Source organism: Streptococcus sp. SO2 (genome assembly GCF_030440025.1).
In genome coordinates, this window is the sequence record NZ_JAQFJH010000001.1 from 177,049 (window position 1) to 191,640 (window position 14,592).

At 41.2% G+C, this 14,592-nt stretch carries 14 protein-coding genes; 2 read left to right on the plus strand and 12 right to left on the minus strand.

Annotated elements, in window-relative coordinates:
• Positions 1-97 precede the first annotated feature (97 nt).
• Both PCY17_RS00850 and gyrA read right to left on the minus strand, forming a co-directional pair.
• Positions 98-853: a class A sortase gene (locus tag PCY17_RS00850; RefSeq protein WP_000018508.1), complete on the minus strand. Its 756-nt coding sequence runs from the start codon at positions 851-853 to the stop codon at positions 98-100.
• Positions 853-3,321, minus strand: a complete 2,469-nt coding sequence (gene gyrA / locus PCY17_RS00855) for a DNA gyrase subunit A (RefSeq protein WP_301390638.1) — start codon at positions 3,319-3,321, stop codon at positions 853-855. The genes PCY17_RS00850 and gyrA overlap by 1 nt, the downstream gene beginning before the upstream one ends.
• 193 nt (positions 3,322-3,514) lie before the next feature.
• Between gyrA and PCY17_RS00860 the strand changes: the two genes are divergently transcribed.
• Entirely contained in the window at positions 3,515-4,501 is a 987-nt protein-coding gene (locus PCY17_RS00860; RefSeq protein WP_000204722.1) for an L-lactate dehydrogenase, read from the plus strand.
• Positions 4,502-4,623: 122 nt separating this feature from the next.
• Here the strand turns inward: PCY17_RS00860 and PCY17_RS00865 are convergent, their stop codons facing one another.
• Both PCY17_RS00865 and PCY17_RS00870 read right to left on the minus strand, forming a co-directional pair.
• Positions 4,624-4,899: an HU family DNA-binding protein gene (locus PCY17_RS00865; protein WP_001284636.1), complete on the minus strand. Its 276-nt coding sequence runs from the start codon at positions 4,897-4,899 to the stop codon at positions 4,624-4,626.
• 107 nt (positions 4,900-5,006) lie between these two features.
• Positions 5,007-5,843: a DegV family protein gene (locus PCY17_RS00870; protein ID WP_247924182.1), complete on the minus strand. Its 837-nt coding sequence runs from the start codon at positions 5,841-5,843 to the stop codon at positions 5,007-5,009.
• Between the two features lie 141 nt (positions 5,844-5,984).
• Between PCY17_RS00870 and PCY17_RS00875 the strand changes: the two genes are divergently transcribed.
• Positions 5,985-6,833, plus strand: coding sequence for a YitT family protein (locus PCY17_RS00875; protein ID WP_000619788.1), 849 nt, complete (start codon positions 5,985-5,987; stop codon positions 6,831-6,833).
• A gap of 22 nt (positions 6,834-6,855) precedes the next feature.
• Here the strand turns inward: PCY17_RS00875 and PCY17_RS00880 are convergent, their stop codons facing one another.
• The 8 genes from PCY17_RS00880 to PCY17_RS00915 form a co-directional block, all read right to left on the minus strand.
• Positions 6,856-8,253, minus strand: coding sequence for an APC family permease (locus tag PCY17_RS00880; RefSeq protein WP_247924183.1), 1,398 nt, complete (start codon positions 8,251-8,253; stop codon positions 6,856-6,858).
• A 211-nt stretch (positions 8,254-8,464) separates the two neighbouring features.
• Positions 8,465-9,034: a hypothetical protein gene (locus tag PCY17_RS00885; RefSeq protein ID WP_247924184.1), complete on the minus strand. Its 570-nt coding sequence runs from the start codon at positions 9,032-9,034 to the stop codon at positions 8,465-8,467.
• A 19-nt stretch (positions 9,035-9,053) separates the two neighbouring features.
• On the minus strand, positions 9,054-10,466 hold the full coding sequence (gene sufB, locus PCY17_RS00890; protein WP_084849775.1) for a Fe-S cluster assembly protein SufB: 1,413 nt from the start codon (positions 10,464-10,466) through the stop codon (positions 9,054-9,056).
• 57 nt (positions 10,467-10,523) lie between these two features.
• Positions 10,524-10,964, minus strand: a complete 441-nt coding sequence (gene sufU / locus PCY17_RS00895; RefSeq protein ID WP_247924185.1) for a Fe-S cluster assembly sulfur transfer protein SufU — start codon at positions 10,962-10,964, stop codon at positions 10,524-10,526.
• The gene (locus PCY17_RS00900) at positions 10,951-12,177 is read right to left on the minus strand and encodes a cysteine desulfurase (RefSeq protein WP_301390639.1); all 1,227 of its coding nucleotides are present in this window, start codon (positions 12,175-12,177) and stop codon (positions 10,951-10,953) included. Before PCY17_RS00900 ends, sufU begins: the two co-directional genes overlap by 14 nt.
• A 10-nt stretch (positions 12,178-12,187) precedes the next feature.
• Positions 12,188-13,450, minus strand: coding sequence for a Fe-S cluster assembly protein SufD (gene sufD, locus PCY17_RS00905; protein ID WP_301390640.1), 1,263 nt, complete (start codon positions 13,448-13,450; stop codon positions 12,188-12,190).
• A 27-nt stretch (positions 13,451-13,477) separates the two neighbouring features.
• On the minus strand, positions 13,478-14,248 hold the full coding sequence (gene sufC, locus PCY17_RS00910; protein ID WP_000114489.1) for a Fe-S cluster assembly ATPase SufC: 771 nt from the start codon (positions 14,246-14,248) through the stop codon (positions 13,478-13,480).
• A gap of 203 nt (positions 14,249-14,451) precedes the next feature.
• Positions 14,452-14,592: a DUF3272 family protein gene (locus PCY17_RS00915; protein WP_301390734.1), complete on the minus strand. Its 141-nt coding sequence runs from the start codon at positions 14,590-14,592 to the stop codon at positions 14,452-14,454.

Below are 14,592 nucleotides of genomic sequence, written 5' to 3' on the forward strand. Positions count from 1 at the left end.
ATCCTAAGCCTTCCTGTCCTTTTTCATAAGAACTATTTTAATCCTATTTTGTTGACATAAAAACCAGTGAAATAGCACTTCACTGGTTCATTCATTCTTAATAACGTTGTCTATACGGTTGATTAAAGGCCTTCAAAATATCCTCAGAAGTCTCAGAATAAGCCTTTGATTCTTTAAAGATTCCTTTGACGATTATACGCTCAGTCGCATTATAATCAACACAGGTAACCAAAGTAATCTCTTTTACGCCATCACGATCTTCGATTTCATCTACACGGTCTGGTGTAACACGTTTAACTTCTGTAATCTCATAAGTATAAACTTTATCCTTATCCGTCAGGTAAATTTTCATACCTGCTTTGGCATTGACCAAAGGTGAGAAGAGCATTTGACTGGCATTTTCAGCAGTAAAGATATGGTGACTGGCTAGAGAATAGTTGCCTTCTCCCATTTTTTGGTCTGGTTTCATGGTCCCTGCTCCGTAGAACAAGTTTACATTATCCAACCCTTTGAAAATAGGGAGGTTAATCTCCACCTCAGGAATAGCGATACCTCCAATAACAGGAAGTTTCTGAGCATCCCATTGTGAAGCCAATACAGCTTCAGATGAAATAGACTTAACAGAGTCAAAATCAAAATTTCCCTCGGATTTTAGGTTTTCATCTATATTTTCCTTAGTGACTTGATTGACTTGGTATTTATTGGTATTCCATACCAAAAAGATATCGCGAATCTTTGAATTAAAAATCAAGGCTAAGGAAAGAAGAATTAAGAAACCCGCTAAAATATTGATAAATAGATTTCTGCGCTTATTTTTCTTACTCTTTTTATTTTTCGTTTTTTTATGAGACATTATGCTTCACCTTCTGTTTCAATTTCAGTCCCAACTTCTTCTTTTTCTGCCGCAGCAACCGTTGTAAAGGTTACAATCTTAGCATCTTGATCTAGACGCATCACCTTAACTCCCATAGTTGAGCGTCCCGTTTGTGAAATATTGGCAACATTCGTACGGATCATGACACCTGTATCTGTGATAATCATCAAGTCTTCATCCCCCTTAACAGTGAGGAGACCTGCCAGAGGACCATTCTTCTCAGCAACATTGGCAGTCTTCATCCCTTTACCACCACGGCCTTTAGTTGGATATTCAGTAGCAAGAGTACGTTTACCATAACCTTTTTCAGTGATGATAAGAACTTCGTCTTGGTTTGTAATCACACTAGCACCAACTACTGTATCTCCTTCACGAAGATTGACTCCTCGAACACCAGTCGCGATACGGCTCATGCCACGAACAGCTGATTGATTAAAGCGAACAGCATAACCAAACTTGGTACCAATGATAATATCCGTATCTTCTTCTGTTAGCAAGACATTGATCAACTCATCCTCATCCTTGAGATTCAAGGCTTTCAGTCCATTTTGACGGATGTTAGCAAACTCTTTAACACTGGTTCTCTTCACAATACCGTGACGAGTTGTAAAGAAGAGATAGGCGTCATCACTACGTTCAGACTCAACGTTGATGATGGTCTGAATGCTCTCACCTTCGTCCAACTTCAATAGATTGACAACTGGCAAGCCCTTAGCAGTACGACCGTATTCAGGGATTTCATAACCTTTTAGTCGATATACGCGTCCTTTATTGGTAAAGAAGAGCAGATGATCATGGGTGCTGGTTGAAACCAACTCACGCACAAAGTCATCATCCTTAACTCCCGTACCTTGAACTCCACGGCCACCACGTTTTTGTGCGGTGAACTCACCTTGGTCCAAACGTTTGATATAGCCCTTGTTAGATAGGGTAATCAAGACATCCGTTTCTTCAATCAAATCTTCATCTTCAAGAGTTAAGACTTCTCCGATCATCAACTCCGTACGACGCTTGTCACCAAACTTGCGTTTGACTTCGTCCAATTCATCTTTGATGATTTGCGCCACGCGCTCGGGTTTGGCAAGAATATCAGCCAAATCTGCAATCAAGGCAATCAATTCATCATATTCAGACTGAATCTTATCACGTTCCAATCCTGTCAAACGACGAAGACGCATATCAAGGATAGCTTGACTTTGACGTTCAGAAAGCTTGAACTTGCTCATCAACTCAGCTTGCGCTTCCGCATCTGTTTCACTTGCACGGATAATACGAATCACTTCGTCGATATGGTCAAGTGCAATTAAAAGACCTTCTAAGATGTGCGCACGCGCCTCTGCCTTTTCCTTGTCAAAACGAGTACGGCGCACAACCACTTCTTTTTGGTGCTCGATATAAGCATCCAAAATTTGACGAAGGGACAAGATTTTTGGCACGCCATTTTGAATCGCGAGCATGTTGAAACCAAAGTTGGTTTGCATCTGGGTCATCTTGAAGAGGTTGTTAAGGATAACGTTGGCAGACGCGTCGCGTTTAACCTCGATTACAAAGCGGACGCCTTCACGGTTGGACTCATCACGTACGGCTGTAATGCCCTCAATTCGTTTTTCCTGAACCAAGCGAACAATATGCTCATGTACCTTGGTTTTATTAACCATATAAGGGAATTCCGTTACAACGATGCGCTCACGACCCGTCTTAGTGGTTTCAATCTCTGTACGAGAACGAAGGACAATGGAACCTTTACCAGTCTCATAAGCCTTATGAATCCCTGATTTCCCCATGACAAGAGCGCCAGTCGGAAAATCTGGACCAGGCAAGACTTCCATCAAGTCCTTAGTCGTCACTTCAGGATTGTCCATGACCAACTTCACTGCATCAATGGTTTCACCCAAGTTGTGAGGTGGAATATTGGTTGCCATCCCAACAGCGATACCCGTTGCTCCATTGACCAAAAGGTTTGGAAAACGAGCAGGCAAAACCAAGGGTTCACGTTCGTTAGCATCGTAGTTGTCTACGAAATCAACTGTATTTTTGTTGATATCACGAAGCATTTCAAGAGCAATCTTGCTCATACGTGCCTCAGTGTACCGCTGCGCGGCAGCACCGTCCCCATCCATAGAACCAAAGTTTCCATGCCCATCAACAAGCATGTAACGGTAGCTCCACCACTGAGCCATACGAACCATGGCTTCGTAAATAGAGGAATCTCCGTGTGGGTGGTATTTACCCATAACATCCCCTGTAATACGGGCTGATTTTTTATGAGGTTTGTCTGGTGTAACACCTAGTTCATTCATTCCATAAAGAATACGACGGTGAACAGGTTTTAAGCCATCTCGAACATCAGGAAGGGCCCGCGCGACGATAACGCTCATGGCGTAGTCGATAAAGCTGGTCTTCATCTCCTTTGTCAGATTGACATTCACTAAATTTCTATCCTGCATTCATAAATGCCTCATTTCACTATTAGTAATTAGATATATTATACCATAATTTGTCCTTCATTTCAGCCTTTGGAAATCGCTAAAACGTTTACATCGATAACCGAATAGAATATTCGTGACAAAGCTTTTTAAAAGTGATAGAATGAAAGTGTCTGGGGATTCCCCTAAAAAAAATGAAGGAGATGTTTAGATAATGACTTCAACTAAACAACACAAAAAAGTGATCCTTGTTGGTGACGGTGCCGTAGGTTCATCTTACGCTTTCGCACTTGTTAACCAAGGAATTGCACAAGAGCTTGGAATTATCGAAATTCCTCAATTACACGAAAAAGCTGTAGGTGATGCGCTTGACCTTAGCCACGCCCTTGCCTTCACTTCACCTAAAAAAATCTACGCTGCTCAATACTCTGACTGTGCAGACGCTGACCTTGTTGTTATCACTGCAGGTGCTCCTCAAAAACCAGGTGAAACTCGTCTTGACCTTGTAGGTAAAAACTTGGCTATCAACAAATCAATCGTAACACAAGTTGTTGAATCAGGTTTCGATGGTATCTTCCTTGTTGCAGCTAACCCAGTTGACGTTTTGACTTACTCAACTTGGAAATTCTCTGGATTCCCTAAAGAACGTGTTATCGGTTCAGGTACTTCACTTGATTCAGCACGTTTCCGTCAAGCACTTGCTGAAAAATTGGATGTTGATGCTCGTTCAGTTCACGCCTACATCATGGGTGAACACGGAGATTCTGAATTTGCGGTTTGGTCACACGCTAACATCGCTGGTGTAAACCTTGAAGAATTCCTTAAAGACACTCAAAACGTTCAAGAAGCTGAATTGATTGAATTGTTCGAAGGTGTTCGTGACGCTGCCTACACAATCATCAACAAAAAAGGAGCTACCTACTACGGTATCGCTGTAGCACTTGCTCGTATCACAAAAGCAATCCTTGATGACGAAAATGCAGTACTTCCACTTTCAGTCTTCCAAGAAGGTCAATACGGTGTTAAAAACGTCTTTATCGGTCAACCAGCTGTTGTTGGTGCACACGGTATCGTTCGTCCAGTAAACATCCCATTGAACGATGCTGAAACTCAAAAAATGCAAGCATCTGCTAAAGAATTGCAAGCTATCATTGACGAAGCATGGAAAAACCCTGAATTCCAAGCAGCTTCTAAAAACTAATGAAAAGAAGGTTCTCATCCGTGGGAACCTTTTTCTTTTTGCCCCAAAAATACCCCAAAGCAACAAAAAAAGCCTATCGACCAAGCAATGAAGCTTGATACAATAGGCTTTTTGAAAATTCATTATTTAACAGCGTCTTTAAGAGCTTTACCAGCTTTGAATGCTGGAACTTTAGAAGCTGCGATTTTGATTTCTTTACCAGTTTGAGGGTTGCGACCTTTACGTGCAGCACGCTCACGAACTTCAAAGTTACCGAAACCGATCAATTGAACTTTTTCACCAGCAGCAAGGTATTCAGTTACTGCTGCAAATACAGCATCAACTGCTGCTGCTGAATCTTTCTTAGTCAATTCTGTAGCTTCTGCTACTTTAGCGATCAAATCTTGTTTGTTTGCCATGTTAACAAATCCTCCAAATAATTTCTAATTAACAAATATAATCATATCCTAAAATCGACTATAGGTCAAGTCAAAAACACTATTTTGACCATTTTTTCTCTATTTTTTTAGGAATTGTAGCGAATTAGAATCGCCCAAGCATTCTCTCCAGTATGAGTTTGAATAATAGAGCCAGTTTCCAATACAGAGATTGGCTTCTCAACATAAGGTTGCAATAATGCCTTCATCTCATTCGCCCATTCGTTCGTTCCAGCATAGGAAATTCCAATCTCTGCAACTGATTTTTGAGAAAGAGTCTCGGTTAATTCCTCAAGCCACTTTTTGAAAGTTTTCGCTCCACGTCCTTTGACTATTGGTTGGAGTTCGTGGTTTTTCATCTGCATTACTACACGAATATTCAAGAGTGAGCTTAGTAATCCTGTCACACGTCCAATACGACCACCCTTAACTAAGTTTTCTAGCGTCGAAACACCGATATAAAGTTCTGTATGATTTTTTACATCCTCTACATGAGCTAAGATTGCTTCTAAGTCTTTACCTTCTTTAGCAAGTTTTGCGGCTTCAACAACTTGGAACTTCAATGCTTGATCTGTAAAGGAACTATCAATAACCGTTACATCAGCAGTTGAAAGACTTGCCCCTTGGCGAGCAGCTTCCACAGTTCCAGATAAGGCATGGGACATGTGAATGGCGATAATTTGACTACCATCTTTACCTAGCTCTTCAAAGACCTCAGCAAACACTCCAACAGGTGGTTGACTTGTTTTAGGCAGATTTTTACTTTGTTGCATAAGATGAAGGAATTCTCCCTCTTTCAAATCTGCATCCGAATAAAGCACACTATCAATCATAACTGATAGAGGGACAACAGTGATATTTAATTCTTTAACTACTTCTGGTTCGATAGTAACAGAAGAGTCCGTTACAATTTTTACTTGTGTCATAATTCAATCTTTCTATTCTTCTCGATAGGATTGGGATTTTCTCTTTTATTATATCAAAAAAATGATAAAAAATCATAAGTAATCCGATGAAAAGAATTGAATTTTTGGTATAATCTATCTATAGAAAAGTGAGGAACAGCCATGATTCGAAAACTTCAACCGATTATCACCATTATTCTTGGGGCTGCTATCTATGCCTTCGGTCTTACCTACTTTGTTGTTCCTTATCATTTATTTGAGGGAGGGGCGACAGGTATTACCTTGATTACCTACTATCTTTTTAAGATTCCTGTCTCATTGATGAACCTCTTGATTAATATCCCTTTATTTATTCTGGCTTGGAAAATATTTGGACCTAAGACCCTCTACTCCAGTCTTTTAGGATCAATTTCACTTTCCGTTTGGCTAGCAATTTTTGAGCGTATTCCTTTGCATATCGACTTGCAAGGGGATCTCATCATTGTCGCTTTAGTCTCAGGAGTCTTACTAGGGGTTGGTTTAGGAATTATCTTTAATGCTGGTGGAACCACTGGTGGCTCTGATATCGTTGCTCGTATCCTCAACAAATACACTAATATTTCGATTGGGAAATTGCTCTTTGGGATTGACTTTTTTATCCTAATGTTGATTTTGATTATCTTCCAGGACCTTCGTCTAGTTACCTATACCCTCTTGTTTGACTTTATCATCGCTCGTGTTATCGACTTGATAGGCGAAGGAGGTTATGGTGGTAAAGGATTTATGATTATTACCCAATATCCTGATCAATTGGCCAAAGAGATTAATGATGAACTCGGACGTGGCGTTACCTTTATATCTGGTCAAGGATACTACAGCAAAAAGGATTTAAAAATTATCTACTGTATCGTCGGTCGAAACGAAATCGTTAAAATGAAAGATATGATTCATAAAATTGATCCTCAAGCCTTTATCACCATCACTGAGGCTCATGAAATTCTGGGTGAAGGATTTACTTATGTGAAAGATTAAAAAAGCTGGGAATTCCCAGCTTTTATTCTTCTTCTGCGAGGGTTGAATGGCGGAACCCGTAAGTAAAGTAAATGACTAGACCAACTACAAGAGCAATACCAAAGGCAATCCAGGTATCTAGACTATATTGAAGCATAAAGGAAAGACAGATAAGAATGGAAAGGATTGGCAAAAGAGGCACTAAAGGAGTTTTGAACTCTCCTTCTTTTGGCATCCCCTTATCCTTTCTGAGTTTTATAATTCCGTAGGCTAGCAAAATCAGATAAGCTAGCGTACAAATATTTAAGAAGGCTGCAATACTGGCTAGAGGAAACACTCCTGCAGCAATAGCTGAAGTAACTCCTGTTAAGAGGGTCGCATTTTTAGGAACGCGACTAGTCTTGCTTAATTGTTTAAAACTTTGAGGTAAAAGTCCATCACGAGCTAAGCTATAAATCATCCGAGACAAAGCATAAGTCATGGAGATACATACGGTTATCAGGGTTAGAATGGCTACAAGCGAAACATAATTGGCTGCCCAGCCGATACCAATACTCCGTAATGAAAATGCTACTGCATCGTCCACATTGAGCTTACTGTAGTGAACAATCCCTGTCAATACTAAGGTTACCAAAGCATAGAGAATGGTGACGATTGTCAGAGAAAGCACGATTCCGCGGGGAATATTTTTTTGCGGACTTTGAATTTCATCAACTGCCATGGAAATAGACTCAAATCCGAGAAATCCAAAGAACATCAAAGATGCACCCGCCATAATACCAGTACTTCCACCATATAGTTGACCAAAACCAAATGGAGCAAAATTCGTCCAATTTTCTAGCTTGATGTACCAAATACCAACTAGGATAAATAAGGCGAGAGCTGAGAATTTCAAGACCACTAAAAGCGAATTAAATCGCAAAGCTGCCTTGAAATTTAACAAAACCAATCCCGTTACCAATGTCAGTACTAAAATCGGCAGAAAATCTATATAAGTTCCCTGTTCAGGGTTAAAGGTGCCATTCAAGGCTTGAGGCATGGAGATACCATAATTACTGAGCAATCCCTTAAAGTAAGCTGCCCAGCCAGACGCCACACCTGAAACAGCCGTCATGAATTCCATGGTGGTCAACCAGCCAGCAATCCAGGCTGGCAATTCTCCTAAAATCGCATAGAGATAACTATAAGCGCCACCAGTTGCAGGCACACGAGAGGCAAATTCTGCAAAAAAGAGGGCTGATAGAGAAACACACAGGGCAGAAATCACAATGGAAATCACTAGTGATGGACCAGCTAGGGTAGCCGCTGCTGTTCCTGTAATGGTGAAAATCCCTGTCCCCACCATGGCACCAATCCCTAGAAGAATCAAATCCCACAATTTCAAATGGCGATGCATCTCTGTCTGTCTCAGACTAACATCCTTGGTTCTAAAAATATTCATACTTCATCTCCACTAAATGTAATTGTTTTATTTTACCATATAAAAGTATTTTTGTGAATATTTATTAGGTACTTATTTGAAAAAAATTCTGAACAGAAAGGATTCCTGTTCAGAATTTGCATTTTTACCCACTGATTGTTTCAATTAGTTACTCATCAAGCGATTAAGCTCAACAGTACACTCCATTGAAAGGTTTTGGGGATTCGGGATTTTAAACTTCAAAGTAAGGGAACGGACGGTCACTATCTAAAGGACGGTTTGGAACTTCTTGTTCCAAAATAGCGCGCCAACCTGATACCAATTCTTCAAAAGTCAATTCTGCTTCTGGAGAAGCTGTTGTCAGCTTCCGACCAAACCAAGCCATGGTTGCAGTTTCAAACTGAAGCATAGCGTACTCGATTACTGGAATCTTCGCTTCTTCATAATTCTCATTAACTGCACGTGCCACACCTGGTGCTTGTGGAAGGAGTTGATTGCTGATTTTATCAACTACAGTCGCATCCATCTCTCTCCATGAAAGAAGTTGACCATTTACCTGATAAAAGAGCTCAAAGGTTTCTTGATTATCCTTAAAATTAGCAAGAACAAAAGCACGTTCTACCGCCTCAGGACCACCAGCAGCTTTTACAGCGTTTATCAAGAGGTTTTGTTCCATTTGTCGCCAATAATCATCTGCTTCTTCTACTAAATCAACTGTAAAAGGTGGAACAATTTCCTCGGCAGGAATTTCACCTTTATTCGCTTTTTCAACATTACCAAATAATTTTTTTAAGAATCCCATTTGCTTCTCCTTTTGGGTTTTATCCGACAGATCCTTCCATTTCATAGCTAATCAAGCGGTTCAGCTCAACTGCATATTCCATTGGAAGCTCTTTAGTGAAGGGTTCGACAAATCCCATGACAATCATCTCGGTTGCCTCAGATTCTGACAAGCCACGACTCATGAGGTAGTAGAGTTGTTCTTCTGAAATCTTAGATACCTTGGCTTCGTGCTCCAAAGCAACTTGCGAGTTATGAATTTCATTAAATGGAATGGTATCTGACGCTGATAAGTCATCCATGATAATAGTATCACACTCAATGTGAGAGACAGATTTCTTAGAGTTCTTATTAAAGGTCACTTGTCCACGGTAGTCCACCTTTCCTCCGCCTTTAGCGATGGATTTTGACACGATAGACGAGCTTGTATGTGGAGCGTTGTGGATCATCTTGGCACCCGTATCTTGGTGTTGCCCTGCATTAGCAAAGGCGATAGAGAGCATAGTACCACGCGCCCCTTCTCCATCTAGATAAACAGATGGATATTTCATAGTCGTTTTGGCACCCAAGTTTCCATCAATCCACTCAACAGTCGCATCTTTCAAAGCTTTCGCACGTTTTGTTACCAAGTTATAGACATTATCAGACCAGTTTTGGATGGTTGTATAACGCATATAAGCTCCGTCTAAAGCGAAAATTTCTACAATGGCAGCGTGCAAGCTGTTGCTAGAATAAGTTGGTGCTGTACATCCTTCTACGTAGTGGACACTTGCTCCCTCATCAACGATAATCAAGGTACGTTCGAACTGACCTGTATTTTCGTTGTTGATACGGAAGTAAGTTTGAAGTGGAATATCTACCTTGACACCTTTTGGTACGTAGATAAAGGTTCCACCCGACCATACTGCTGAGTTGAGGGCAGCCAACTTGTTATCAGTCGGTGGTACCAACTTCGCAAAGTATTGTTTAAACAAGTCTGGGTATTCCTTGAGGGCAGAATCTGTATCTGTAAAGATAATTCCTAACTTCTCAAACTCTTCCTTCATGTTGTGGTAAACCACTTCTGACTCGTACTGGGCAGAGGCACCTGCTAGATAAGCACGTTCAGCTTCTGGAATCCCGATACGTTCAAAGGTCTCTTTAATTTTTTCAGGAACTTCATCCCAAGAACGGGCAGGTTTATCAGATGGTTTTTGGTAGTAGATCAAGTCATCAAAATCAATCTCTGACAAGTCTGCTCCCCAGGTTTGCATAGGCATTTTTTTGAAGGTTTCATAAGACTTCAAACGGAATTCTAACATCCACTCAGGTTCTCCCTTAGCAGCTGATAATTCGCGAATGACTTCTTCGTTCAATCCTTTTCCTGTCGATAGGACAGGCTCTACATCGTCATGGAAACCAAATTTATATTCACCAAGATCAATTGGTTTTGGTTCTACTCTTTCTTCAGCCATAATATCCTTTCTTTCATTCTTCATTTCTACTGATTCATAAGACAAAAGAAACTTGTCTTACTGATTTTCTTGATTTTCAATTGTTTTCTTCAAGGCGTTCCAAGCTAGAGTTGCACACTTGATCCGTTGCGGGAATTTGGCAACACCTGATAAGAATGCCGCGTCTCCAAGTTGGTCTTGACGCTCATCCTTTTGACCTTGAACCATTTCAGAAAAGATGGTTGCAAGTTCTAGAATTTCTTGTTTGGTCTTGCCCAAAACAGCATCTGTCATCATACTAGCAGAAGCAGTTGAAATCGTACATCCTGAGTTTAGAAAAGCGATATCTTCCAAACGGTCCTCTGCATCAAACTTGACAGATAGGTTGACGACATCCCCGCAGGTAGGATTGTTGAGACTGATTTGCTCAGCGTCTTCTAACTTCCCTTGGTGATGCGGATTTTTCGAATGGTCTGCTACCACTGCCATATAAAGGCTATCTAGTTTAGAAAGTGCCATTGAAAAACTCCTTTGTCTTTTGTAGGGCATCGACTAGTTTGTCACAATCTGCCTTAGTATTGTAGATATAAAAGCTTGCACGAGCTGTTGCTGGGACTTCCAAATACTGAAGCAAGGGTTGCGCACAATGGTGACCAGCACGAACAGCCACTCCCTCATAATCCAGGGCCGTCGCAAGATCGTGAGGATGAAGATCGCCTAGGTTAAAGGCAATAACACCTGAACGTTGAGCCAAGTCCTGCGAACCGTAAATGGTCAATCCCTCAATTGCCTGCAGTTTTGGATAGACGTACGCAATCAATTCCTGTTCATGCGCTTCAATGGCATCCATACCAATCTTTTCCAGATAATCAACTGCAGTCGCAAGTCCAATAGCTCCTGCCATATTTGGCGTTCCAGCCTCGAATTTCCAAGGCAATTCCTTCCAACTAGCAGATTGCTCGTAGACAAAATCAATCATCTCGCCGCCAAATTCTACTGGAGACATTTGATTGAGATATTTTTCCTTGCCATAAAGAACACCGATACCAGTCGGACCAGCCATCTTGTGACCTGAAAAGGCAAAGAAGTCCACATCCAAGTCCTGGACATCAATCTTCATATGAGGTGTAGACTGAGCTCCATCCACCACCATAATAGCACCAACTTTATGTGCCATTTGAGTGATTTCCTTGATCGGATTGACCACACCAAGAACATTTGAGGCTTGAGCTAGAGAGACAAACTTGACTTTATCAGTCAATTTAGCGCGCAAATCCTCCATATCCAGAGCCCCGTCCTTGAGATAAACATAGACAAGCTCTGCCCCAGTCTGGCGACAAGCTTCCTGCCATGGAATGATATTAGAATGGTGTTCCATTACTGAAATCAAGACTTGGTCTCCCTCAGTCAGAATTTCCTCAGCGAAGCGTGCCACCCAGTTAAGGCTGGTTGTCGTTCCTCTGGTAAAGAGAACTTCCTTTGTAGAGCCTGCATTGATAAACTTACGAATGGTTTCACGAGCAGCTTCATAAGAAGCTGTTGCTCGCTCAGCCAAGGTATGAACACCACGGTGAACATTGGCATTGTCCTGCTCATAGTAGCGGTTGATTGTTTCCAGAACTGCTAGTGGTTTTTGTGTCGTCGCAGCATTGTCCAGATAGACCAGAGGTTCATCGTTGACAATCTGGTCTAAAATTGGAAAATCCTTGCGAATCGCTTCTACATCTAACATAGGCTTCCCCTTAGCGTTTTGACAATTTTTCTTCGATAGTTGCAATCATTTCATCACGAACTTCTTTGACTGGAATCTCAACGATAACAGATCCAAGGAAACCACGAACAACCAAGCGTTCTGCAGTTGCCTTATCCAAGCCACGACTCATGAGATAGTACATATCTTCTGGATCTACTTGTCCGATAGAAGCCGCGTGACCTGCTGTAACGTCATTTTCATCAATCAAAAGAATTGGGTTGGCATCTGAACGTGCTTGGTCTGAAAGCATAAGAACACGACTCTCTTGCTGCGCATCTGCTCCCTTGGCACCCTTGATAATGTGACCGATACCGTTGAAGGTCAAAGTAGCTTTTTCAAGGATAACCCCATGTTGAAGGATATTTCCGATTGAGTTGCAACCATAGTTAGTCACTCGAGTGTCAATCCCTTGCACCTGACGACCACTTGAAAGAGCTACGACTTTAAGGTCAGCATGGCTACCATTTCCAATCAAGTCGCTATCAAAGTCCGCAACGACATTTCCTTCGTTCATGACACCGATTGCCCAGTCAATGCTTGCATCGTTGCCTAGTTTACCACGGCGGCTAATGTAGGCAGTGACATTTTCACCTAAACGGTCAATAGCCGCAAACTTGACTTGCGCACCAGAACGAGCAATCACTTCAACTGTGATATTGGCAGTTGCTTTTGCACTACCTCCACCTCGTGACTCTAGACGTTCAAGATAGCTTATTTTAGAGTTTTTACCAGCAATGATAAGGATATGCTTGTTAAATGGCACATCGCTATCGCTGTCTTGGTAGAAAATACCTTCAATTGGTTCTGTAATTTCAACATTATCAGGAATGTAGAGAACAGCACCACTGTTAAAGTAAGCTGTGTGGTAGGCTGCCAACTTGTCATCGTCATACTTAACAGATGACATGAAGAATTCCTCGATAAGTTCGGGAATTTCTTCTAAAGCTGAGTGGAAGTCTGTAAAGATTACTCCTTGTTCAGCCAATTCAAGTGGAATTTGTTCAAAAACAGTCTGCGTTCCTACTTGCACCAACTTCAAGTGATTGTCTAGAGCCGTGAAGTCAGGAACATTTGCTGAAGGTTCACTTTCTGTGATGGTTCCATCTCCCAGATTCCAACGGTGAAATTTGACACGCTCAATGACTGGTAATTCCAAACTCTCAATCTTATCAAAAGCTTTTTGACGGAGGTCTGCCAACCAGCTTGGTTCAGCGTGCATTTCTGAAAAAAGTTTAATAGTTTCTTTAGTCATTTACTTCTCCTAAAAGATACGAGGGAATTACAATTCTTCCTTGTAGTCGTAGCCGAGTTCTTCAGCTAGTTTTGCGTATCCTTCACGTTCCAAACGGGCTGCCAATTCTGGACCGCCAGAAAGGACCACACGACCTTCCATCATCACGTGGACCACGTCTGGTGTGATGTAGTTCAAAAGACGTTGGTAGTGAGTGATGATCATAGCACCAAACCCTTCACCACGCATGGCATTCACACCTTTCGATACAACTTTAAGGGCGTCAATATCAAGACCAGAGTCAATCTCATCCAAGAGGGCAAAAGTTGGTTCCAACATCAAGAGTTGAAGAATTTCATTACGTTTTTTCTCACCACCTGAGAAACCTTCGTTGAGGTAACGCTCTGCCATTTCTTCTTTCATGTTGAGCAATTCCATTTTCTCGTCTAGTTTAGTGATGAACTCACGAACCGAAATCTTTTCATCATCTTCTTTACCAGCATTCATGGCTGCACGAAGAAACTCTGCATTGGTAATTCCAGGAATTTCAGATGGGTATTGCATAGCAAGGAAAAGTCCCATACGCGCACGCTCGTCCACTTCCAACTCAAGGATATTTACACCATCAAACAAGACCTCACCTTTAGTAACTTCATAGTTAGGGTTACCCATAATAGCTGCTGAAAGAGTTGATTTACCCGTACCATTTGGTCCCATAATGGCTGCGATTTCTCCTGTTTTCAGAGTCAGATTGACTCCTTTCAAAATTTCTTTTCCTTCAATCTCAACGTGAAGATCTTTGATCTCTAATACTGACATGATAGTTCCTTTCTTTTTCAAACATTTTGCTCAATACCTTAGGAAATTGCTTACAATCCCTAAAAAATAGGACAAAAGGTCAATAAATATACTCTACTAGTATAACAAAAAAAAGCCTAAAAGGCTTTGATTTTGTCTAGAAGCTGGGGCTAATCCTTGCGGTTTAGGTGCTGATCAATAGCGTCTACAATTTTTCCCATCAGTTAACTTAACCTAAAGTTTCGAAAGAGAAGAATTGCCCAAAAAGCTGCCATAACGTAGCGACCAGTCATCAAGGATTCATTGAAAAAATAAGTCTCAGCTGCCGTGAATAACGCTATTATGATAAATTGTTGTCTATTCAT

What these genes read in the sequence shown, in the direction of transcription:
- gyrA (WP_301390638.1), bottom strand. Translation starts at nt 3,321, where the DNA reads ATGCAGGATAGAAATTTAGTGAATGTCAATCTGACAAAGGAGATGAAG.
- PCY17_RS00870 (WP_247924182.1), bottom strand. Translation starts at nt 5,843, where the DNA reads ATGACACAAGTAAAAATTGTAACGGACTCTTCTGTTACTATCGAACCA.
- PCY17_RS00880 (WP_247924183.1), bottom strand. Translation starts at nt 8,253, where the DNA reads ATGAATATTTTTAGAACCAAGGATGTTAGTCTGAGACAGACAGAGATG.
- PCY17_RS00860 (WP_000204722.1), top strand. Translation starts at nt 3,515, where the DNA reads ATGACTTCAACTAAACAACACAAAAAAGTGATCCTTGTTGGTGACGGT.
- sufU (WP_247924185.1), bottom strand. Translation starts at nt 10,964, where the DNA reads ATGGCACTTTCTAAACTAGATAGCCTTTATATGGCAGTGGTAGCAGAC.
- PCY17_RS00865 (WP_001284636.1), bottom strand. Translation starts at nt 4,899, where the DNA reads ATGGCAAACAAACAAGATTTGATCGCTAAAGTAGCAGAAGCTACAGAA.
- PCY17_RS00885 (WP_247924184.1), bottom strand. Translation starts at nt 9,034, where the DNA reads ATGGGATTCTTAAAAAAATTATTTGGTAATGTTGAAAAAGCGAATAAA.
- sufD (WP_301390640.1), bottom strand. Translation starts at nt 13,450, where the DNA reads ATGACTAAAGAAACTATTAAACTTTTTTCAGAAATGCACGCTGAACCA.
- sufB (WP_084849775.1), bottom strand. Translation starts at nt 10,466, where the DNA reads ATGGCTGAAGAAAGAGTAGAACCAAAACCAATTGATCTTGGTGAATAT.
- PCY17_RS00875 (WP_000619788.1), top strand. Translation starts at nt 5,985, where the DNA reads ATGATTCGAAAACTTCAACCGATTATCACCATTATTCTTGGGGCTGCT.
- PCY17_RS00850 (WP_000018508.1), bottom strand. Translation starts at nt 853, where the DNA reads ATGTCTCATAAAAAAACGAAAAATAAAAAGAGTAAGAAAAATAAGCGC.
- PCY17_RS00900 (WP_301390639.1), bottom strand. Translation starts at nt 12,177, where the DNA reads ATGTTAGATGTAGAAGCGATTCGCAAGGATTTTCCAATTTTAGACCAG.
- sufC (WP_000114489.1), bottom strand. Translation starts at nt 14,248, where the DNA reads ATGTCAGTATTAGAGATCAAAGATCTTCACGTTGAGATTGAAGGAAAA.
- PCY17_RS00915 (WP_301390734.1), bottom strand. Translation starts at nt 14,592, where the DNA reads ATGAATAGACAACAATTTATCATAATAGCGTTATTCACGGCAGCTGAG.